Genomic DNA, 23,526 nt, shown 5'->3' with positions numbered 1-23,526 from the left:
ATGGCAAAACCAAATAAAAACAACCGTTTAGGTCGCGGTCTTTCGGCCTTGTTGAAGGATGAACCGAATGTGAATTCGGCATCGGATGAAGGAGCTAAAAATTTGGTGGGGAATATTTTAGAAATCGATCTCGATAAAATCGTTGCAAACCCTTGGCAACCAAGAACCAAATTCGATAAACAGTCGATGGAAGACTTGGTTACATCAATCGAATCGTTGGGGGTTATTCAGCCCATTACGGTACGTAAAACTACACAAGGAACGTATGAATTGATTTCGGGCGAAAGACGTTTTAGAGCCTCGCAATTGGCTGGTAAAGATACCATCCCAGCATATGTACGCTTGGCCAATGACCAAGAAATGCTCGAGATGGCTTTGGTAGAAAATATCCAACGCCAAGATTTAGATGCTATAGAAATCGCCTTATCGTATAGACAGTTGATAGAAGACGTCCAACTGACACAAGAAGAATTGAGTAAGCGAGTAGGGAAAGATCGAAGTTCTATCACCAATTATTTACGTTTACTAAAATTAGATCCGATAATCCAAACCGGAATTCGAGATGGAATGATCTCTATGGGGCACGGACGTGCATTGATTGCTGTTGAGAATCTCGATCAACAATTCGCCATATACGAGCGGATTATTAAAGATAACTTGTCGGTACGTGAAACCGAAAACCTCATCAAATCTTTGAAAGAGGACAAACAAAAAGTCAATAAAACCGTTGCAGAATTACCAGCGCAATATCAAGTAGCTTTGGATTCGATTGGAGAATCTCTCAAAACCAAAGTAGAAATTAAAAGAGCAAAAAATGGAAAAGGGAAGATAATCCTAAACTTCACTTCAGATGAAGATTTCGAACGTTTACGTAAGTTTTTAGAAGATGCAAAATAAAGTACTCTTACTTCTTTTTTTGTGTGGGAGTTATATGGTCAATGCACAGGTAGAGATAAGCGATAGCTTGCAAATGAACAACGTGCAAACCGATAGTGTCCCTATTCGGCAAGATACTCTTGGTGCAAAAAGCCCGATGAGAGCTTCATTGTATTCAGCTGTAGTACCTGGTTTGGGACAGATTTATAACGAAAAATGGTGGAAAGCACCAATCGTTTGGGGGCTTTTAGGAGCAGGCGTTGGTTTCACCTTATATTATAATAAACAATACAAGGATTTCAGAGGCTATTACACTGCCAAACTCGATGGTCGTATACACGACATACCAACAGGATATGACCGTTTGACAGCCGAACAATTGGGCGTGATCCAAGATGAGAAAAAAAGATATCGAGATTATGCGATTGCAATTACTACGCTTGTATACATCCTCAATGTGGTAGACGCATCGGTAGATGCTCATCTTTTTGGTATAAAAAGTGATCCAGATTTGGCGATTAAGCCAACCATAATTTACGATCAAAATAGGATGCAAGCTCAATATGGATTTGCATTAAATTTTAAATTTTAATTCAATATAATCATGAAAGTTGCCCTAGTCGGATACGGAAAAATGGGAAAAGCAATCGAAGAGATTTTGGTAGAACGCGGCCATGAAGTGGTAGCAAGAATCAATCACCTTCCAACCAAAGAAGATATAAACAATGCCGAGATAGCTATCGAATTTACACAACCCAATGCAGCTGTAAATAATATAAAAGCTTTAATTGAGTTGGGGTTGCCAACTGTTTCTGGAACAACAGGTTGGAGTGATAGCAAGAATGAGATTGATAGTTTTGTGAAAGGAAAAAATGGCGCATTGGTAACCGCTTCTAATTTTAGCTTAGGAGTTAATCTTTTTTTTGAGCTCAGTAAACGCTTCGCAGAGTTGATGCGTCCTTATAAAAACGACTATCAGATAGAAATAGAAGAAGTTCATCATACCCAAAAATTAGATGCCCCAAGCGGTACAGCGATTACCTTGGCAGAACATCTTTTGGCTTATTCTGATTATGAAAATTGGTCTATGACCGAAAAATCTCCTACTACCATTCCTGTCCGTGCGTTGAGAGTAGATGAAGTCCCAGGAACACACAGTGTTACCTACACTTCGGCAATCGATAGCCTGCAATTAACTCATACAGCGCACAGCAGAAAAGGTTTTGCTTTAGGAGCGGTCATTGCAGCCGAATGGTTGAGTGGAAAAAAAGGCGTTTTTGGAATGAAAGACGTTTTAGGAATATAAACAATAAAACCTACATAGAACAAATTATGACTATATTTATTTACTGGTTGGTCGGATTTATTATCTTTAATCTCCTATTCGGGGCTGCAACCTTCAATCTTTATAAATTAGCGGGTAAAAAATCATGGGAAGCCTTTGTACCTTTTCTTAATATTTGGCGTGGACTAGACATTATTCAACGACCAAAGTGGTGGATTATCTTATTTTACATCCCAATTGTAGGACCAATCTTTTGGTTGATTTTACTTGTCGATTTAGCCGATAGTTTTGGTAAAATCGAAATCAAAGATAAAGTGATCATGGTTCTTACGCTAGGATTATATACTTTTTATCTGAATTACGTTGAAAAACCGAAGTACATAGGACCAGAAAAAAGAAAATCTACAATCGTGTCTGCTCTTATTTTCGCTATTGTTTTGGCAACACTAATCCATAACTGGTTTGTGCAACCAATGATTGTGCCAACTGGATCGATGGAAAATACCATCAAAATAGGGGATGCATTGTTTGTAGAAAAAGTAAGTTACGGAGCTCGAGTTCCTCTAACACCTTTCGGTATACCTTATTCTGAGTTTATCAATCGAGATATGTTCATCGATAAGGCACGCTTGCCCTATATGCGTTTGCCAGGTTGGAGAGATCTGAAGTCTAATGATATTGTCGTTTTCAATTATCCTACCGATTCGGTTTATTCTGCAATCGACCGAAAAGATGCGTATGTAAAACGTTTGGTCGGAATGCCAGGAGATACGCTAAAAATATCGAATGGAGTTTTGTATGTGAATGGAAAAAAATTCATACCCAAAAGAGATGCTCTAGTACAACATCGTTATCAAGTAATCACAAAAGCACCGTTTAGCGATAAATTACTTTATGATGATTATGGTTTATTGCCACACGATTATCGTTTGCAAAACATCAGCAATCAGTTTGTGTATGTATTCGAAGGCTTATCAGATCCGATTGTTTCCTCGTTCCGAAAAAACACAAATGTTTTATCAGTAGAACAAATCTCTAGACATCTAAACGACAAAGCAGAATACATCAGAAAAGATGGAACGATCGACAGTACGTACACTATTTTCCCAGTTAATAAACCATGGAACGAAGATCAGTACGGACCATTATACATTCCGAAAAAAGGCGACGTAGTAGAAATTAATAAAGAAACTTTGCCGCAATACATCAATCTAATTCGCAAGTACGAACAAAATAAATTAGTTGTAGATTCTACCAACGGAAAATTCGAGGTGATGATAAACGATGAAAAAACGAATAAATATACGATTCAGCAAGATTATTTCTTTATGATGGGAGATAACCGAAACCAATCTTTGGATGGGCGCTTCTTTGGATACGTACCAGAAGATCATATCATAGGTCGTCCTATCCTTATATGGATGAATGCCAACGGAATGTTTGAGCCAGCTCCTAGAAAATTCTTATGGGAACGTGCATTTACGTCGATAAACAATGACAATCCTGATAAAAAATCCTACGGAATTTATGTTTTATTTGTCCTAATTTTATGGTTAGGATATGATTTTTATAAAGATAGAAAAAGACGAAAAGAAAATAAAAAATTTGATTAATGAAACTATTTCCGGCATTTTACTTCGGGCCCATCGATTATTTTGCCCGAATGGTACAAACCGAAAATTATCTCATCGAGAAGCACGAGAATTTCCAAAAACAAACCTATCGTAATCGATGTTTAGTTCTTGGAGCAAATGGTGTGTTGCGATTAGCCATCCCAATCTTGCACAATGGTCAAAGACAAATGAAAGATATTCAACCATCGTACGATTACGATTGGCAAAAAGAACACTTCAAGTCGTTGGTAGCAGCCTATAAAAGTTCGCCTTATTTCGAATTCTACGAAGACGATTTGGCACCAATTTACGAGAAGCAAGAAAAGTATTTGTTGGATCTGAATCTGAAAACAATCGATTTTATTCAATCGAAACTAAAATTAGAAGTGACCTATTCGTTGACAGACCAATACGAAACCGTAGAAGAAGAAAACGATTATAGAAATCTATTCAAAGCCAAAGAAGAGCGAATAACTTTGCCAGAATATTATCAGGTTTTTGATGGTAAATTCGAATTTCAGTCAAATTTAAGTATCTTAGATCTTCTCTTTAATGAAGGACCTGCTGCTTCTACCTATTTAAAAAATATAAAAAATTTAAGTTAAGTAAATATGAAAAAATTAATTCTTGCCGTTGGGATTTTATTTTCTGCCCATTTTGTACAAGCCCAAACAGAAGTACCAAAAGAAACATGGTACCATGCAGATTATCATGCAACAGGCGTTTATGGTGTAAATACCCAAAAAGCATTGGATTTCTTAAAATCAAAAAATCGTAAACCACAAACCTTAGTTGTCGGAGTTCTAGACTCTGGAGTAGAGCACTTCCACGAAGACCTAAAAGATAATATGTGGGTGAATCCTAAAGAAATTGCAGGTAACGGAAAAGATGACGACAAAAATGGATACATCGATGATATCCATGGGTGGTCTTTTTTGGGTAATGAATTTGGGGTAAATTATAATGATGATACTCTAGAAGTTACCCGATTATATAAAAAATATCAAGCACTTTTTGATACGCCAAATGCCGAAGTAAACCTGGCTAATCAGAAAAAATTTTCACAAGAATTTCAAGCCTACGAAAGTATCAAAAAAGAATACAATGCAAAATTAGGAAAAGACAAGTATAATTTAGCCATCGCTCAAGCTAAATACACAAACTTAGAACCTGGATTCACGAAATTGATCAACACTTTTGGCGATACGAAACTTTCCGAAACGATCATGAAAAATTACAAAACCGATGATATGCAAGTTCTGCAAACGCTTTGGGTTTTTAATGAAATGACTGTTAAGGATTGGGAAGGAAAAACCATGAAAGAAGTGGCAGATCGTTATTTGGGTGTAGCAAAAGCCCAAGTAGAGCGTTATCAATCTTCGGTAAATGCACATTACAACATCAATCTAGATCCACGTGCAGAACTTAAAGTTGATAATTACGAAGATAATACTCAACGTATTTATGGAAATAATGATTCGAACGGACCAGAATCTTCTCATGGTACACACGTAGCTGGTATAATCGCTGCAGTTCGTGGTAACGGAAAAGGAACAGAAGGTACTGCGGGTGGAAATCATGTGAAAATAATGTCTGTACGCATGGTACCAAATGGTGATGAACGCGACAAAGATGTAGCCAATGCTATTCGTTATGCAGTAGATAATGGTGCGAAAATCTTGAATATGTCTTTCGGGAAATCGTATTCACCTGATAAAAAGTTGGTTTGGGATGCCTTCAAATACGCTTCTGATAAAAATGTCTTAATCGTAAAAGCAGCCGGAAATAGCAACGAAGATATCGATACACATATCCATTATCCTACTAATTTCAATGAGCAAGGAGCGGTGAGTAAATCTGTTCTTACTGTAGGAGCAAGTACGCGAGTAAGTGAAAATCTGAAAGCTCGTTTCTCTAATTATGGAATTAAATCGGTGGACGTTTTTGGACCAGGTGCAGAAATTTATGCTCCTTATCCAGGTGTTACAGAATATCGATTCTTGAACGGTACGTCTATGGCGTCACCTGCAGTAGCAGGAGTTGCTGCCTTGGTTTGGTCGCACTACCCTAAACTAACTGCACAAGATATTCGTACAATTTTGATGGAAACTGTCAATAAAAACGATCAATTGAAAGATATTTCTGTGTCAGGTGGAGTAGTTGACTCTTACAATGCTGTTCAGCGTGCCGAAGAAATTTATAAACAACGCAGATTGAAATAAACTTTCTTAATTTCTATCTTTCACGAAAATTTTAGCTAAACTCTCAGCACCAACATTGTGTTGAGAGTTTTTTTGTTAAATACTTTAGACCTAGAATAAAAGATTTCTAATGAACATAAAGCAACATCACGAAATAGTGCATTTCTTGAGCAATAGTTTGTTCGGCAACCAGTTTCGTATTTGCTGAAAATCTAAAATTATTATCTACTATAGGTATCGTAAAAGACCGAATGCTTACTAGTTTTTGCAATGCAGAAAAAGAAGTAAAGCGATTTATTCTTTAAAAATGTTTTATACCGTTTCAAACTCTTTTGATTGTAATAAATGTTCTATACAATATTCGACAAGAGCAGTAATCGTTAAAAAAGGATTTACACCGATGCTCCCCGGAATCAGAGAACCATCTAAAACGAAGAGATTCTTATGTAAATTAAGTTTTCCGTATGGGTTGGTTGCCTTTTCGAGAACAATACCACCCAATGGATGATAACAAATATCGTGACCAAAACCATTATGAAACAAAAAGTGAGCACGTGTACCGCCATTGGTACGATTCATTTTCTTGATGAAATGCCGAGCGTTTTCCTTCATTTTCTTTGTGTGTGAAAGATCCCATTTCAAGTCTAATTTATCTTCGGTAGGATGATAAGTTACTTCGCCATATTTGTCTAGTTTATTAATAATTAGATATAAGCTTGTAGCTACGTTCATCCCCATTGGTAAGGGTGCAATTTCGGCAAAGAATGGATATTTAGGGTCGTCCCAGTTGTCTATTCCGCCCACAGGAATAGTGGAGTGCAGATAGCCATTGCCACCAGAAAATGCTTTTACCCAATTTCTGCCGGTCATGAAATTTCCATTATTGCCCCACATTTTACCAATATGTTCATCTAACGGAAGTTGATTTTTGGCCTGAGAGCGTAGTAACAATTCTAAACTCCCCATGGTGCCTGCTGCTAAGATTAATTTCTGACAACGCATTTCTTTCACCTGTACAATTTCACCAGAAGTGTTGATTTGGTCTACCGAAAGTGTATACGAATGATCAGAATTCAAAGCAATACTCTTTACTTGATGTAAATCCAAAATCTCTAGATTTCCGGTAGCATCTGCTTTTTTTAGATAAGTTTTATCTAATGAATATTTACCATGATTGTTCCCGTAAATCACTTCTCCTGCCAAAGCAGAACGAGGCACTTTGTTTTCATACTCTGCCTCCATATACTTAAAATTGTACACATTTGGTACACGTATAGTTTTGTAACCAGCTTTCTGAGCTTCTTTTTCACCTACTTTATTAAATTTATAATATGAGCAGGATTGCAAGAATTCTTCATCTGCCACATTGACCTTTAGTTCTTGTTGTGCTAATGGAAAATACTTGTTGTAAAAAAGATCAACGTCAAGAGTTGGAAATATTTCTTTGAAATAGTTTTTTTTCGGTAATACAGCCATTCCGCCATTTACTAGAGATCCACCGCCTACACCACGTCCTACCCAAATTTTGATGTTTTTATAGTCCAATCGATCGAGTGTACCTGTGAATGGTTTCAGTGGAAATATATTGAAAAATGGTGCAATGGTTTTTTTCCGTAGCCATGCAGCACTTTTACCAGGATGTGTCATAGGTGAGAATTTTTCACCCGATTTTTCCCAGTTGAGTCCCATTTCTAATAGGCAGACTTTTTTCCCAGCTTCGCAAAGTCGCAAGGCAGCAACGGCACCTCCATAGCCAGATCCTATTATAATAATTGGTTTTTCTATCGGTTCTTTTTTTGGTTTTGTTTTACTAAATAATGACATAGGCTTATATAAAAATAATCCACCCAAACCTAATGAAGTTTTTCTGATGAAACTTTTTCTATTCATTTGTTGATTTTCGGTTATTCGTTTAGTATCGTCATATTGACTAAATTACTCGTTTTTTTTTGGAATAATGCCAAAATCATACCTAAAGTAGAGGAGGGATTATCTGTTTTATCGGTAGAAATTTATAAACATTGATTACAAGAAAACGTATAAATTCTCATTTCTTCAAGATTGTTTTAGGTGAAAAATACAAAAAAAAAACAGGTTGTTTTTTCCTGTTTTTCTTGTATAATGTTTTATGAGGATAGTTTTAGTCTTGTTTTTTATTTAGGTCGTTTATTCTTTTCTCCCAAAATAAAGCATTATTAATTCCGATCGCTTTCGGGTCGAAATCAGGCTTTTTGATACCCTTTTTTCTTTTCTTGTAATAATCATTCCATACTTTTATACCGACATTACTCAGTAATAAAATTGCAATCACGTTTACCCAAGCCATCGTGCCGACACCGATATCGCCAATAGCCCATGCTGTTTCGGCAGTTTTTACGGTTCCGTAATATGTGGCTAAAAGAAATCCTACGCGTAGAATCCAAATATAAATTTTCTTATTTTTCTTTTTTTGGAAAATATACGTAATGTTGGTTTCTGCATAATAATAATAGGCCATGATTGTTGTAAATGCAAAAAAGAAAAGAGCTGCGGCAACAAAGGTATTGCCAAAACTAGGAAAGTGTGATGAAACTGCGGCTTGTGTAAAGCCTGTATAATCAATGCCAGGAAGATTTTCTGTGATGTATTGGTTGGTTGTTTCGGGGTTATTCACGTTGTATTTTCCAGTAAATAGAATCATAAAAGCCGTCATGGTGCAGACAAATAAGGTGTCTACATAAACCGAGAAAGCTTGTACCAAGCCTTGTTCGGCCGGATGTCTAACTTCTGCTGCTGCTGCAACATGAGGAGCAGTTCCTTGGCCAGCTTCGTTCGAGTAAATTCCTCTTTTCACTCCCCAAGCAATTGCATAACCGAATACACCTCCGTATAATGGTTCGCTATTGAAAGCCGATCGTACAATAAGGGAGAGAGTCTCTGGTATTCTTTCATAATGATAAGCTACAATTATTATAGACATGATAATATAAGCTCCGGCCATAAAAGGGACTATCAACTCTGATGTTTTACCCAATCGTTTTACTCCCCCGATAATGATTATACCTAATAAAATAATTATAATTAAGCCAATGATATTGAATGGAATGCCTGCTATGTGGTAAATATCTACTTTAATTATATTGTTTATGGAAGAGTAAATACTATTGGATTGTATACCGGGCAACAGTAAGCCACAACTGATAATGGTTATGATAGCAAAAAGTACTGCATACCATTTTATACCCAAACCTTTTTCTATATAGTAGGCAGGACCTCCACGGTATTGGCCGTCTACTTCTTGCTTATAAACTTGCCCTAAAGTAGCTTCTACAAAAGCAGATGTACTTCCTATAAAAGCAATAATCCACATCCAAAATATGGCTCCAGGTCCGCCCATTGCTATGGCTGTAGCAACGCCAATAATATTCCCTGTGCCGACTCTTCCAGAGATGGCCAACGAAAAGGCTTGAAAGGGTGTAATACCTTCTTTGGAGTTTTGGCTACTAAAGAGTAGCCGTAACATATTCTTGATCTGTGTAATTTGTATGAATCTTAAGCGGATTGTGAAGTACAAACCTGCAAGTCCGCACAATGCAATAAGTGCTTGCGACCATACGAGATTGCTTATGGAATTAATGAGTTCGTCCATTCGAAAGTGTGTTAATTTTTTGTTATGCTAAAATGATAAAAAAAAACTAATATTTCTCATGTTATTGAAAAAACCTCTCGAAAAGAACGTTTTATTTCAAAACTGAATTGACTACAAAACAATGTAATCAATTCAGTATTTTAAGTTTAGCAAAGTTTAACAATAATTTTTTCTCTCCAGCATGATCAAATATAATAATAGCTTTTGCATCTTGCGGATCTCCTTGTATTTCTTTTACCAAACCTCGCCCAAATCGATCGTGCATCACTACATTGCCCACTTGTAAATTTAGGGCATTCGTACCCGAAGTTGGTGTTTTCACACTATCAATTGGTTTTAGGTTTGCAGGTTTTGTTATTGTATTTTTTTCTGTTGTAGGGCGAAGGCGGGCTTTGGTAGGGGATTTCTCTTTGCTTGGTAAATCACCAAAAAGAGAAGCATCTAGTCCACTGCGATTCATTGGTAAACCTACATTCAGATTTATCCATTGTAGGTGATTGTCATCTATCTCTTCTAAAAATCGTGAGGGTTCACTATCGATAATTTTTCCCCACCGAAATCGTGAAACTGAATAGGTGAGATAGGCATTTTTTTCTGCGCGTGTAAGTGCTACATAAAATAAGCGTCTTTCTTCTTCTAAATCTTGTCGGGTATTGAGATTCATCATCGATGGAAAGAGGTTTTCTTCTAGACCAGCTATGAAAACATGTGGGAATTCTAGCCCTTTAGCCAAGTGAACCGTCATCAAACTTACCTTTTCTGTGTCATCGTTATCTGTATCGGCGTCTGTCGCCAAAGCAATATTTTCTAAAAATCCGGCCAGAGAAGGGTCGCCATCTTCTAATTGTTTTTGTTCGTCTACATACCCCTGAATCGAGTTTAGTAATTCTTGCACGTTTTCTAAGCGAGAAATACCTTCGGGTGTGTCGTCTTCTTTTAGTGTACTCAAGAATTTTGTGCTTTTGGCCAATTCCATGGTAACTTCATAGACATCATGAGTTTGCAACATCAATTGGAAGCGCTTAATCATCACAGCAAAATCGTTCAGTTTATTAGCTGTTGCTGTATTGATACTTATATTTGGTGCGTAAAATTGGATGTTTTCTAATAATTGGAAAATATGAATATTGTATTGGTTAGCTGCTAACAAAAGTTTGTTAATCGTTGTTTGACCAATTCCTCTTGCTGGATAATTGATTACACGCAAAAGAGCTTCTTCATCATTCTGATTGATTAGCAAGCGCATATAGCTCACCATATCTTTTATCTCTTTACGTTGATAGAAAGATATTCCACCAAAAACACGATAGGGAATACCTTTTTTCCTCAAAGCCTCTTCTAATGCACGCGATTGGGCATTGGTTCTATATAGAATAGCAAAATCACTTAAAGGAAGTTGCTCCGACATTTGTGTTTCGAAGATTCGTGATGCAATATAACGAGCCTCATCCGCATCAGACAAAGCACGATATACAGTTATTTTATCACCTTCTTCATTGTCTGTCCAAACATTTTTCTTTAGTTGATCCTGGTTGTGTGCAATCAACTGATTGGCTGCTCCAACAATGATCTTTGTGGAGCGATAATTTTGTTCTAATGGGAATACTTTTGCGTCTGGATAATCTTTCTGAAATGATAAAATATTTCTAATATTTGCCCCGCGAAAAGCATAAATACTCTGTGCATCATCTCCAACTACACAAACATTTTCGTAGCGTGAGGCCAATGCTTTCACGATAAGGTATTGAGAGTGGTTGGTGTCTTGATACTCATCCACCATTATGTATCTAAAACGATCTTGGTATTTGGCTAACACCTCAGGGAAGCGAGTCAAAATCTCATTTGTACGTAGCAACAAGTCGTCAAAATCCATAGCACCAGATTTATAACAGCGATCGACATAGGCCTTGTAAATATCACCCATACGAGGTTTCATCGCTTCGGTATCGGCTTCTATTAGTTGTGGATTATTGAAATATGCGCGAACCGTAATCAAGTTGTTTTTGAATTGCGATATTCTATTCAATACTTGTTTAGGTTTATAAATATCTTTATCGAGTTGCAATTCGTTAATAACTTTGCTCATTACGCTTACTGCATCTTGCTGATCGTAAATCGTAAAGTTAGAAGGGTAACCCAATAGCGGAGCTTCTGTCCGAAGGATTCTGGCAAATACCGAGTGGAATGTTCCCATCCATAGATTTTTGGCTTCGGAGGCACCCACCACAGAAGAGATTCTTTCTTTCATTTCACGAGCCGCTTTATTGGTAAAAGTGAGCGACAATATATTAAACGGATCAACTCCTTTATTCATCAAATGAGCAATACGATAGGTGAGTACGCGAGTTTTTCCGGATCCCGCACCAGCGATAATCATTACTGGGCCTTCTGTAGCTTCTACAGCCAAACGTTGTGGCTCGTTGAGTTGTTCTAGATAATTTTCCATCTTTGCAAAGATAAGCAATGTTGCTAGGTTTGTGAAAACTGTCGTATGCTTTTCGTTATTTTTCTAAAAAAGCGAACTAGCTTTATTAGAGAAATTTTATTTAACTTTACGCAAATTTAATCGATTGTGGAAGATTCAGTAAAATTAAAAAACTACGAAATTGTAAAACAGGTATTTACCAAGTTTTTAGAAGAAAATGGACATCGTAAAACTCCCGAGCGTTATGCAATTTTAGAGGAAATTTACTTTACCGATGATCATTTTGATATTGATATGTTATATATCATGATGAAAAATAAAAAATACCGCGTAAGTAGAGCAACTTTATACAATACAATCGAGCTTTTGATGGAAGCCAAATTAGTACGCAAACATCAGTTTGGTGACCAGCAAGCCCATTACGAGAAATCATATTTTGATAAAAATCACGACCATATTATTCTTACCGATACGGGCGAAGTTTTAGAGTTTTGTGATCCACGAATACAAACTATAAAAAAGACTATCGAAGAAATTTTCGACATTACAATTGAAAACCACTCCTTGTATTTTTACGGTAAAAAGAACAATTAATCCATGCGGATCTATTCACTATTTTTATGGTTTTTCCTTTTTTTGTCGGTCGGAAATGCTCTGGCACAAATCCCAAAAAATAAAGAAGGAAAAACTAAGCTAAAATTGATTGCTGCAGACAAACTAGAGCGAGATCCAGATCGTTTCAAAGGTAATCAAATACTCACCGGTAATGTGCAATTTGATCATAAAGGTACAATACTAACAGCTGATAGTGCGGTTTTTTATCAGAAAGAAAACTTTTTTGTAGCTTGGTCTCGCGTTCGAGTAGTAGAACAAGAAAAAACTATTTCAGCCGATTATATGGAGTACGATGGCAATACAACAATTGCCAAAGCCAAAGGAAATGCACGTTTTACAGATCCACAAAATACCATTACGGCCAACGAAATGGATTATAATCGCACGACAGAAATAGCCTATGCAAGAGGAGATGTGGTGATGATAAATCCCAATCAACGCGTAGAAACAAGTGCAATAGAGTATAATCGAAAAACTAGTATTGCTTTTTCTAATACTCTCACAAAAGTTACCGGAAACGATGGGTCGGTAATCGAGTCGAGTCATATTGTGTACAACACCAATACCAAGGCATCTGATTTTGGTTCAGATGTATACATAACCAATAAAGATTATTTGATTTTCTCTAAAAACATGTCGAATAATCAAACCACGGGCATAACGACTTTTAGAGATCAAAGTAAAATTACTAACAGAAAAAATCCTACCCAATATATTATTACGCGAAATGGTACCTTTAATAAAACTTCAGGTGAAGCATTTTTATATGATCGTTCTCAGGTTTTTAGCGAAGGAAAAATGTTGATTGGTGATACCATTTTTTACAATGAAAAATCTGGTTTTGGTTGGGCAAAAGGTGATATTTTGATGGATGATCCTCAGGAAAAAAGATTCATCAAAGGAGATTATGCCGAGGTCTACAAAGCACTCGACTCTGCTTTTGTTACCAAAAACGCTTATGCAGTGAAGGCGTTTGAAAAGGATTCTTTTTATGTACATGCCGATACGTTAGTTGCCGTAAGAAGAAAAGATTCGACGAGTTTGGTTAGAGCTTATCATCAAGCTAGGTTCTATAAGTCGAATATCAATGGAAAGGCAGATTCTTTGGTATATAATCAACAAAACGGATTGCTCGAATTGCTAAAAGATCCTATTGTTTGGAGTGGTGAAAATCAAATAACCGGTGATGTTATCTATGGTTACACCAATCCGAAAACCGAAAAAATAGATTCCTTGCATGTTGTAGGGGCAGCCTTTGCTATAGCAAAGGTAGATTCGCTAAAAGACAATGAATTCAACCAAGTAAAAGGAAGAAAAATATTGGCTTATTATCTCGACAACCAATTAGATTATGTAAGTGTAGAAGGCAATGCAATGGGACTTTCTTATATGGATGAAGAAGACCCGAAAACCAAAATAAAAGATCGAATAGGTATCAATCATTCTACCTGTGGGATGATAGAAGCCGATTTGGTAGGACGTGAATTGCATATAGTAGCTTGCAGAATTCAATCCAATGGAAAATTATATCCAGAAAAAGAATTTCCAGAGGAATTGCGTTATTTACAAGGATTCAATTGGCGTGGAGGTGAACGTATGTTGCATTGGCGAGATATTTTCTTATCCAAACCTACAACCACTAAATAAAAAAACACATGATGAAAAAAGGACTTTTATTTTGCTCTTTTCTTGCACTTGTAAGTTGCTATACGTATCAACTGATCGATCCTACACAAGAAGTTTTGGTAGAAGACACATCAAAAGTTACAGAAAATAGTGCTTCTGCAAATCGACAAAAAGCAATTGAAAATCGGAATAAAAAGGCACTAAAGATGAATCCTTATAGAGACGATAATAGCCAGGGGCAATCCATCGTTCAAATGGAAGCACGCAAAGAAGAACCCATTAATAACCAAAAACCGAAAGGAATTGCAGGAGACATAAAATTGTATCTAAAACCTTCTGGAACGTATCGTTTGTATGCAAATCAAACCGAATATACAGTCGTTGTCCAGAAATGGGACGGTGATAGTTTGACGGTCTATCCGAGAGGAAAAGAAAACCAAACCTTCAAACTTCATAAAAAAGATATTGATCAGAATCGTATGTACTCAAGAAATTTCAGTAAAAGAAAATCTGATATGCTTACCATCGCTGGCTATGCAGCAGGTTTAGCAACAGTTATTTTATTATTAAAATAATGAAAAATCTAAAAGAAAATTTTTATAAATACCAAGCACAAACAACTCGTTTTGCATCTGGTTTCGAAGTTGATTATGCCAAAGGTGCTTACATCTACGGTAAAGACGGTAAGGCATATTTAGACTTTGTTGCGGGCGTTTCGGTCAATACCCTAGGGCATTCTAATCGGAAAATTAATGACGCTATCAAACAACAAGTCGATCGGTATATGCATGTAGCGGTATATGGAGAGTATGCACAAGAGCAACCTGTAGAATTATGCAAACGTTTGGTAGATAATACCCCCGAAGGCTTAGAGCAAGTATATTTGGTAAACTCAGGTACCGAAGCGGTAGAAGCTTCACTGAAATTGGCAAAACGTTTTACTGGACGTCAGCAAATAGTATCCTTCCGTAATGCATACCACGGTAATACACATGGTTCGTTGAGTGTTTCTGGAGACGAACGTAAAAAAGCTGCATTCAGACCTTTATTACCCGAAGTGTATTTTATAGAGTTTAATCGGGAGGAAGATTTGCAGTACATCACAACAAAAACTGCCGGTGTGATTGTCGAAACAATACGTGGCGCTTCTGGATTTCGTTTACCTGAAAATGATTATTTGATAAAATTGAAAAATAGATGCGATGAAGTAGGTGCTTTGTTGATCTTTGATGAAATTCAACCTGGATTTGGGAGAACAGGTAAACTCTTCGCCTTCGAACATTATGGTGTGACGCCACATATTGTTGCAATGGGGAAAGGTATGGCAAATGGCTTACCGATTGGTGCATTTATGAGTTCTCACAAGATTATGAGTACGTTAAAGGAAAATCCTCAGTTAGGACACATAACGACTTTTGGCGGAAATCCGGTAATTGCTGCTGCCGCAAATGCTCTACTCGATGAGTTACTCACGACTTCTATAATGCAAGATATTGATCAAAAAGAAAATTTGTTTAGAGAAATGCTTCAGCACCCAAAAATCAAAACGATACATGGACGTGGACTTATGTTGGCACCCGAACTTAGTTCACCCGAATATGCACTGCGGGTAGCAGAAGAGTGTATGAATAGAGGTTTAATATTGTTTTGGCTCATGTACAGCATAGAAAATCTACGAATTACTCCACCACTCAATATAACCAATGACGAAATAGAAAAAGGTTGTAGAATTCTGCTCTCGGTTTTGGATGAGCTAGACGATTAATTATTATTCAAATTTCGTCTTCATTCCTATACTTTAAAGATAAAAAGCGTTCTGAAATTATATCAGAACGCTTTTTGTTAATATTTTTTTACGCTCAAAAACAAACTCGAAACAGTGCATAAATAAAAAAAGTATTGTCTAATTTTCTACTCTTTCTACTTTACCCGTTTCATTGTTTAAAATGAATTTTCGGTACTTTTTAATGTTCATTTTGTAATCTTTCTTCGTCGGACGATAAATTATGCGTAATGTAGTGTCGTTCGTGAAATAAGCCGTAGCCCAGTTCCAGAAAATTAAGAATTTATTGCGCACACTCAAAATCAACATCAAGTGTAAAAACATCCAAACAAACCATGCAATCCTACCTTGGAAAGAAAGTTTTGGCAAATCTACTACGGCTTTGTTTTTCCCTACCGTAGCCATCGAACCCGGATCTTTATATTCAAAAAGTTCCATTTGATCGGGCGTAACACCTTTTGCGAATCGATCGAAATTTCTAGCCAAATTAAGAGCTTGATTTATTGCTACATTAGCTAATTGAGGATGTCCATTTGGGTATTTTGGTGTTTCCATGTAAGCAATATCTCCAATGGCAAATATGTTTTTTTCACCCAAAACACGATTCAAACGGTCGACCGGAATTCTATTTCCGCGTTGCATTTTCTCTTGTTCAATGATTCCGCTAGGTGCATTTCCTGTTACTCCCGCAGCCCATATTAGATTTCGGGTTTTTATTTTTCGTCCATCGGTAAGCTCAATTACATGACCGTCATAATCGGTAACGCGTGCATTAGTCCAAACATTTACACCCATGCTCTCTAAGAACTCTTGCGATTTTTGTTGTGATTCTTTCGACATCGGACCTAAAAGCGTTGGACTACCTTCTAACAAATAAACTTGTAACTTAGAAAAATCCATATCTGGATAATCTTTTGGTAGGATATGGGTTTTGAGTTCGATGATAGAACCCGATAATTCAACTCCCGTTGGTCCACCACCCACAACCACAATGTTTAAGATTTCTTCTAATTCATCTGGTGTAGATGAATATGCACTTTCGAAGTTGGTTAATAATCTGTTTTGAATGGTAATGGCTTCATAAGTAGATTTCATTGGGAAAGCGTTCTCTGCAATTTTTTCATTACCAAAGAAATTTGTTGTACAACCTGTTGCCACTACCAAATAATCGTACGAGAAATTACCAATTGTAGTTTCAACTTCATTTTTTTCACGGTTGATATTGAGTACTTTGGTTAAACGTACCGAAACATTTTTACTTTTCTGAAATATTTTTCGAAGTGGAAACGATATGCTCGAGGGTTCTATTCTTGCCGTTGCTACTTGATAGAACAAGGGTTGGAATTGATGAAAGTTGTACCGATCTATAAGTGTTACCGAATACTTTGGATGATTGTTGAGTTTCCTTGCTAAACGTAGACCAGCAAATCCAGCACCAATAATCACTATTTTTTTCTTTTCCATTTTACCCTTAAATTTTATTACAAAATTACTAATAATTTCCTTCTATAAAAACTATTTCAAAATCATAATTAATTTTATAAAATTTATGGATATATTGAAATTTTGCATGAAGTTTGTTGGTTTTTAATGGTAAATACAATATTTAATTAATTAATATGTCTAAATTATTTACGTCTATTAAAATAAACGCTCAACTCACCCTCAAAAACCGTATAGTAGTTTCACCTATGTGTCAATATTCGGCTGTTGATGGTTTTGCAACTCCTTGGCATTTAGTGCATTTGGGGAGTAGAGCAGTAGGTGGAGCAGCTGCAATTATCCAAGAAGCGACGGCAATTACACCCGAAGGTAGAATTTCTTATGCCGACTTAGGCTTGTGGTCGGATGCACAAGTAGAAAATTTAAAAGGAATTACTTCTTTTATCAAAAAACACGATGCTATTGCTGGTATTCAGTTAGCACATGCAGGTAGAAAAGCAAGTTCAGAATTACCATGGAAAGATGTAAAACAACTAACACCAAACGATAAAAATGGTTGGCAAACAGTAGCGCCTTCAGGAGTTCCTTTTTATAAAAATGACTACCCTCCGGTCGAATTATCTACCCCTCAAATAAAAGAGTTGGTGCAATATTTTACAGATGCAGCTAGACGTGCTGTAGAAGCTGGGTACGAAATTATAGAAATTCATGCAGCACATGGGTATTTGATTCATCAATTCTTGTCACCATTAGTTAATTTCCGCTCCGATGAATATGGCGGTAGTTTCGAAAATAGGATTCGATTTTTGTTAGAGATTTTAGAAGCTGTTAAAAAAGAATTGAGTACACAATCTCTATGGGTTCGTATATCGGCAACCGATTGGGCAGAAGGAGGTTGGGACTTGCATCAATCGATAGAGTTGGCGAAAATTTTACCAGAATATGGAGTCGAGGTTATTGATGTCTCTAGTGGAGGTGCAGTTCACGAACAAAAAATAAAAGTTGAGAAAAATTATCAAGTTCCTTTTGCAGAAGCAATAAAAAAATCGACTTCAATTCTAACGGCATGTGTCGGTTTGATAGATGAAGCAGAACAAGCAGAAGACATATTACAAGAAAATAAAGCAGATATTGTGATGATGGGTAGAGAGCTTTTGCGTAATCCGTATTTCCCGATACAAGCTGCCGATATTTTGGGTGCAACGGTCGATTGGCCTAAACAATATCTACGTGCGAAAAATCAGAAATAAAGAAAAAAGAATCATCTAAGAAAAATTATTTTTTTCAGGTAACTAATCTATTTTATGTTCTTTGGTTGGATATTTTGTTAGATTCTTACTACTAAAATAGATTCTTTTGTTGGTTTGAATATTAACTTATTGGATACTAGTATACTGTACTACATTCAATTAATATATAATGATTTAACTTTTGGTTAAGAAAATAAATCTATGTATAAAAGCATATTGGCCCTAGCAATTGGAGCACTCGGTATTGGGATGACCGAATTTACCATGATGGGGGTACTCGAAGATTTGGCAAAAGATTTACAAATTAGCATTCCCGAAGCAGGTCATTTTATTTCTATTTATGCTTTGGGAGTATTTGTAGGCGCACCAATTCTAGTAATGTTGACAAGTAAAAAATCTCCTAAAGATATTTTAGTGTTTTTTATGATTCTTTTTACTCTATTCAACATTGCCTTTGCTCTAGCGCCCAATTACTCAACACTGTTAATAGCTCGTTTTCTCACCGGCTTACCCCATGGAGCCTATTTCGGTGTAGGAACAGTTGTAGCAACATTTCTTGCTCCTAAAGGGAAAGAAGCAACTTATATCTCTTATATGTTTGCAGGTCTGACGTTGGCCAATTTATTTGGCGTGCCGATTGGCACATTCATAGGGCAGAATTTATCATGGAGAGTATCATTTCTACTAATTGCATCAATTGGCTTATTATCCATTCTTGCTATTGTAGCTTGGGTTCCCAAAATACAACCTAATACAGAAGTATCATTAAACAAACAATTGCAATTTTTTAGAACTTGGAAAGCTTGGATTTTGATAGCGATGATTTCTATTGGTACAGCAGGTTTATTTGCATGGATAAGTTATATTTCTCCGCTGGTGACCAATGTAGGGAATTTATCAATTACTCAAGTTCCGATAATTATGGTTTTGGTAGGATTGGGAATGTTTGTAGGTAATTTAATTGGTGGTCGTTTGGCCGATAAATACTCTCCAAATAAAGCTACTATTATGAGCTTTGTTGCAATGTGTATAATTCTCATTATTAATTTTTTCTTTGTTAAAATTCCTTTTTTAAACTATTTTCTAGCTTTTTTCACCGGTTTAATAGCCTTTACGATAGGCTCACCAATACAAATGATGCTTATCGATAATGCTAGAGAATCAGAGACTTTGGCCGCTTCAGCTGGTCAAGCAAGTTTTAATTTAGGAAATGCTTTAGGTGCTTATTTAGGAGGTTTACCCATCATTTGGGGATATGGTTTTTCATCTCCTCTGATTGTTGGTGCAATAATGGCTATTACAGGAGCATTAATTGCTACCTTATTTCTAATTTTAAATAAAAAATTATCATGATAAAAAAACATCTAGGAAATACCGATTTACAAACTGCACCAATTATCTTCGGTGGAAATGTCTTTGGTTGGACACTCGACAAAGAAGAATCTTTTACAATATTAGATGAATTTGTCGATCGTGGTTTTAATATGATTGATACTGCAAATAACTATTCGTACTGGGTCGAAGGAAATGTCGGTACAGAATCCGAACATATTATTGGCGAATGGCTAAAAACTCGTGCTAATCGCGATCAAGTGATTATTGCAACCAAAGTAGGTGGACGAAATTTCATCCAAAAACATCCCAATACCCAAAAAGAACATATTTTAAAAGAAGTAGAAGAATCCCTAAAACGGCTCAACACCGATTATATAGATTTGTATCAAACACATTACGATGACGAGTCTACACCAGTCGAGGAGACACTTTCTGCTTATGATAAATTGATAAAAGAAGGTAAGGTTCGCTACATTGGCGCATCGAACATAACTGCAATCCGACTCAAAGAAAGTTTAGATAAAGCAGAAAAATATAACCTCCCAAAGTATGCAACTTTGCAACCAGAATATAATTTATTCGATCGTCAGAAATTCGAAGAATTTTTAGAACCAATGTGTGATAAATTGCAGTTGGGAGTAATACCGTATTACTCTTTGGCAAGTGGTTTCTTGAGTGGTAAATACCGATCAATAGACGATTTAGGCAAAAGTGTTCGTGGTAAAGATATCGAGAAATATCTCACTCCAAGAGGATTTTCTATTCTAGAAGGATTGGATGTTTTGGCTCAAAAGTACCAAGTTTCGCTTTCGGCTGTTGCGTTGCATTGGCTGATGAATCAGAAAACAATTATTGCCCCGATTGCTTCGGCAACTAAAAGTACGCACATTAGTAGTTTTGTAGAAGCTGCAGAATTGCAAATGAGTACAGAAGACCTTAAATGGTTAACCGATATAAGTAGACCGAATTAGCAATGTTTGGTAGAATGAATTATAAATTTCATAGGAGACAATTCTTTTCAATTCTACAATTTATACTAAAAAAAACAGCACTTTCGATCTGAAAGTGCTGTTGATAAAACTATTAAATGGATATAAATCTGATTAAGGATTTATTTTTTTATTACTTTTTTAGTTTCATTTCCGAAATGGAAAATATACGTTCCTTTCGGTAAGGTATTCATCCGCACAGTATTTTTACCAAGCTGTAATTTTTGTGCCATTACTTCTTGTCCAAGAATCGAATAAATTTTCAGTTCGGCAACTTCTTTGGCATCTATAAATATTGCTTCCGATGTTGGGTTTGGATACAGGATAAATTGTGATTTTTCTACTGAGTTTAGACCTAGTTTATTGATCGTAAAATCGATAAAATGCTCTGTTACCAATCCGTTCGATTCGAAATCTAAGCGAATTTTTATTTCTCCTGTAGCTTCTATTGGGGTTTTCTGTGTATTGCTTTTTTCTTTGTCTGCATTAAGCGATACGCTAAGAATTCCTTCATCAGAAAGCTCAATCGTTGCAAGATCATCATCTTGTAGGATGTCCATATTGATGACAATTGCCGCATCTAGGTTGTCCTCGTCACTAACCAATTCATTAAGATTAATAATTAAATTGTCTTCTACAGTGTAATTATTTTCCAAGCCTTCTACTTTAGGTGCTTCAGTATCTGGGAAAACGGTTACAGCAGGGAACCAGTAGTAATCATTCATTTGGATTGTTTTCACTAATTCACCATTCGAACTATATCGATGAACCCAATTTTTTTGGTAATGAGCACCATAGCCGCTTTCGGTAGTGGTAATGATGATTTCATCTGTTTTGGGGTGCACACGTACTCCAGCTCCGTAAGGTATTTGTTTATAAGTTTCATCTTGCCCAGGAATTATAATAAAATCAGGATCAAAAGTATGTGTTGATGCATCAAATTTCACTAAATTAGGACTAACCGACCAGCCCTTACCAGGGAAGAAGTATAGATTGTTTTCTTTTGCACTTGCTGTGAAGCTTCCTGCATTCCAAGCTCCCCAAGAATTCGGGATAGAAATATTTTCTGGTAAATCGATTGTAGAAGTTTCTAAACTAAATTGGTCGATAGCTACTAAACTATTGTCCAATGCTCCCCAAACTTTACCATCTTGGGCCTGAACAACCGAATGGAAGTTACCTTCTATCGTTTGCACTAAAGTATGAGTAATAGGATCGATTACCAAAATTCCCGTATTTTGTTTTACAGCAAAGACATATTTTTTGGTACGGATAAGATTTCCTACTTGCCCAGAATATGTGCTTCCACCTCCTGTTCCTTCGATAATTTCGCCAACTTTCATGTTTTCGATGTCGAATAAGAAAACACCATTAGAGCTTGCGATATAAGCTGTTTTGGGATTAACACCTAAAAACGAACGACCATCACCACCGCCAATATCATCAAAACTTGCAATTTTTTCCATTGTTTTGGCATCTGCTACAACCAATCTACCGCCTGGTGTATAATTGGTATCCCCAGCATCAGCAGCTTGTTTAGAGACAAAGTAAAATTTGTCACCATAGATTGTCCCGAATTGTGTTGTTGCACCAAAAGCTTCGTTATTATTTCTATCGCTATATACTCGGTAATGTACTTGATCATTTTCATCGATAAAATTCACCGATCCATTGGTGTGTCCAAACCATTCTTCATTAACAATGAAGTAGCCTTTGGTAAAATCTATTGGTTCTTCTGCGTTTGGTTCTGCAGCAGTAAATTTATCTGCCATAGGAAAACTTTGGAATTCAACAGAGAATGACCATCCATCCCATGAACCATCTTCTAATTTTCTGCTACTTGCTCCAAGTCCAGAGAATGCAAAGTCTTCATCAGCTGAATCTTTTACCCAATATGACCAGAATCCTTTTGAAAACCAGCCAGAATACCAGCGATCGTTTGGATCGAAAGCAGTCCAATCATCGAAATCATAATCATTGGTCAACACTTTTCCGTCGATTGGATAGTAAGGATATGTGGTGTTGTTGTTTTTTACTAAAGCGCGTGTTCCTGCATTATCCCAATCGTATCCAAAACCTCCGATTGCTGTTCCGTATTGCGTGCCTTCGTAGGCGAGAACATAGAAACGTGGATCTACTTTAGCGATTTCTAAAATCATGTCTATCCCAAATTTTTCACCATCAAAACGGTAACCCCAAACCATCGCTTCAGGATTTTTGTTATCGTTCCATTGTACAACCATGGCGGCTTTTTTACTTCCTTCGCCTATCCAGTATTGGATATCATCAAAGGTAAAAGAAGGATCGCCCGCTTTTTGTAATACTTCAGGCTTCTTCAGGTCATTGCGCAAGATGCCTTGCACTTTTACTTGTGCTTGTAATCCTACCGAAATAGTAAGAAACAAGACTACTAAGAGATAGAGTTTTCTCATGAGAATTATTTAATTAATTATGAAT

18 protein-coding genes are annotated in these 23,526 nt (G+C 36.5%); 13 read left to right on the top strand and 5 right to left on the bottom strand.

The window, feature by feature from the left end; all coding sequences use genetic code 11:
* The 6 genes from HMPREF2660_RS07515 to HMPREF2660_RS07490 are packed head-to-tail and all read left to right on the top strand — an operon-like array spanning position 1 to position 5,996.
* Positions 1–897, top strand: coding sequence for a ParB/RepB/Spo0J family partition protein (locus tag HMPREF2660_RS07515; RefSeq protein ID WP_070486440.1), 897 nt, complete (start codon positions 1–3; stop codon positions 895–897).
* A complete protein-coding gene (locus HMPREF2660_RS07510; protein ID WP_070486438.1) occupies positions 887–1,468 on the top strand; it encodes a DUF5683 domain-containing protein in 582 nt (193 codons plus the stop codon). The genes HMPREF2660_RS07515 and HMPREF2660_RS07510 overlap by 11 nt, the downstream gene beginning before the upstream one ends.
* Positions 1,469–1,480: 12 nt before the next feature.
* On the top strand, positions 1,481–2,182 hold the full coding sequence (gene dapB, locus HMPREF2660_RS07505) for a 4-hydroxy-tetrahydrodipicolinate reductase (RefSeq protein ID WP_070486436.1): 702 nt from the start codon (positions 1,481–1,483) through the stop codon (positions 2,180–2,182).
* 26 nt (positions 2,183–2,208) lie between these two features.
* On the top strand, positions 2,209–3,774 hold the full coding sequence (lepB, locus tag HMPREF2660_RS07500) for a signal peptidase I (protein WP_070486600.1): 1,566 nt from the start codon (positions 2,209–2,211) through the stop codon (positions 3,772–3,774).
* Entirely contained in the window at positions 3,774–4,379 is a 606-nt protein-coding gene (locus HMPREF2660_RS07495; protein ID WP_070486434.1) for a WbqC family protein, read from the top strand. The genes lepB and HMPREF2660_RS07495 overlap by 1 nt, the downstream gene beginning before the upstream one ends.
* Positions 4,380–4,385: 6 nt before the next feature.
* Entirely contained in the window at positions 4,386–5,996 is a 1,611-nt protein-coding gene (locus HMPREF2660_RS07490) for a S8 family serine peptidase (protein WP_070486432.1), read from the top strand.
* Positions 5,997–6,287: 291 nt separating this feature from the next.
* On the opposite strand, the gene HMPREF2660_RS07485 is transcribed toward HMPREF2660_RS07490, so the two are convergent.
* The 3 genes from HMPREF2660_RS07485 to HMPREF2660_RS07475 form a co-directional block, all read right to left on the bottom strand.
* Positions 6,288–7,865 carry a GMC family oxidoreductase N-terminal domain-containing protein gene (locus tag HMPREF2660_RS07485; protein WP_013599153.1) on the bottom strand — a complete coding sequence of 526 codons (1,578 nt, stop codon included), beginning with the start codon at positions 7,863–7,865 and terminating at the stop codon, positions 6,288–6,290.
* A 250-nt stretch (positions 7,866–8,115) separates the two neighbouring features.
* Positions 8,116–9,603 (bottom strand): alanine/glycine:cation symporter family protein, encoded by a 1,488-nt coding sequence (locus tag HMPREF2660_RS07480; protein ID WP_070486431.1) that lies wholly within the window; start codon positions 9,601–9,603, stop codon positions 8,116–8,118.
* Between the two features lie 127 nt (positions 9,604–9,730).
* Positions 9,731–12,049 (bottom strand): ATP-dependent helicase, encoded by a 2,319-nt coding sequence (locus tag HMPREF2660_RS07475; RefSeq protein WP_070486428.1) that lies wholly within the window; start codon positions 12,047–12,049, stop codon positions 9,731–9,733.
* A 123-nt stretch (positions 12,050–12,172) separates the two neighbouring features.
* Here HMPREF2660_RS07475 and HMPREF2660_RS07470 point away from each other — a divergent pair, with 123 nt between their 5' ends.
* Genes HMPREF2660_RS07470 through HMPREF2660_RS07455 form a run of 4 tightly spaced genes read left to right on the top strand, consistent with a single transcriptional unit; the run spans position 12,173 to position 16,034 of the window.
* Positions 12,173–12,622, top strand: coding sequence for a Fur family transcriptional regulator (locus HMPREF2660_RS07470; RefSeq protein ID WP_115042176.1), 450 nt, complete (start codon positions 12,173–12,175; stop codon positions 12,620–12,622).
* A 3-nt stretch (positions 12,623–12,625) separates the two neighbouring features.
* The gene (locus HMPREF2660_RS07465; RefSeq protein ID WP_070486426.1) at positions 12,626–14,290 is read left to right on the top strand and encodes an OstA-like protein; all 1,665 of its coding nucleotides are present in this window, start codon (positions 12,626–12,628) and stop codon (positions 14,288–14,290) included.
* A gap of 8 nt (positions 14,291–14,298) precedes the next feature.
* Positions 14,299–14,844, top strand: a complete 546-nt coding sequence (locus HMPREF2660_RS07460; RefSeq protein WP_141743566.1) for a hypothetical protein — start codon at positions 14,299–14,301, stop codon at positions 14,842–14,844.
* Positions 14,844–16,034: an aspartate aminotransferase family protein gene (locus tag HMPREF2660_RS07455; protein WP_013599147.1), complete on the top strand. Its 1,191-nt coding sequence runs from the start codon at positions 14,844–14,846 to the stop codon at positions 16,032–16,034. Before HMPREF2660_RS07460 ends, HMPREF2660_RS07455 begins: the two co-directional genes overlap by 1 nt.
* Positions 16,035–16,172: 138 nt before the next feature.
* Here HMPREF2660_RS07455 and HMPREF2660_RS07450 read toward each other — a convergent pair whose 3' ends face one another.
* Complete coding sequence (locus HMPREF2660_RS07450; protein WP_013599146.1) at positions 16,173–17,516, bottom strand: NAD(P)/FAD-dependent oxidoreductase; 1,344 nt, start codon at positions 17,514–17,516, stop codon at positions 16,173–16,175.
* Positions 17,517–17,671: 155 nt separating this feature from the next.
* On the opposite strand from HMPREF2660_RS07450, the gene HMPREF2660_RS07445 reads away from it, so the two are divergent.
* The 3 genes from HMPREF2660_RS07445 (at position 17,672) to HMPREF2660_RS07435 (ending at position 21,051) form a co-directional block, all read left to right on the top strand.
* Positions 17,672–18,745, top strand: a complete 1,074-nt coding sequence (locus HMPREF2660_RS07445; RefSeq protein ID WP_070486422.1) for an NADH:flavin oxidoreductase/NADH oxidase — start codon at positions 17,672–17,674, stop codon at positions 18,743–18,745.
* A gap of 201 nt (positions 18,746–18,946) precedes the next feature.
* Positions 18,947–20,098 (top strand): MFS transporter, encoded by a 1,152-nt coding sequence (locus HMPREF2660_RS07440; protein WP_013599144.1) that lies wholly within the window; start codon positions 18,947–18,949, stop codon positions 20,096–20,098.
* The gene (locus HMPREF2660_RS07435) at positions 20,095–21,051 is read left to right on the top strand and encodes an aldo/keto reductase (RefSeq protein ID WP_013599143.1); all 957 of its coding nucleotides are present in this window, start codon (positions 20,095–20,097) and stop codon (positions 21,049–21,051) included. Before HMPREF2660_RS07440 ends, HMPREF2660_RS07435 begins: the two co-directional genes overlap by 4 nt.
* Positions 21,052–21,191: 140 nt before the next feature.
* Here HMPREF2660_RS07435 and HMPREF2660_RS07430 read toward each other — a convergent pair whose 3' ends face one another.
* The gene (locus HMPREF2660_RS07430) at positions 21,192–23,501 is read right to left on the bottom strand and encodes a T9SS type A sorting domain-containing protein (protein WP_013599142.1); all 2,310 of its coding nucleotides are present in this window, start codon (positions 23,499–23,501) and stop codon (positions 21,192–21,194) included.
* Positions 23,502–23,526: the final 25 nt, after the last annotated feature.

It is taken from the genome of Weeksella sp. HMSC059D05 (assembly GCF_001809725.1).
Classification (GTDB): Bacteria; Bacteroidota; Bacteroidia; order Flavobacteriales; family Weeksellaceae; genus Weeksella; species Weeksella virosa.
This window is presented reverse-complemented; position numbering and strand designations above follow the sequence as displayed.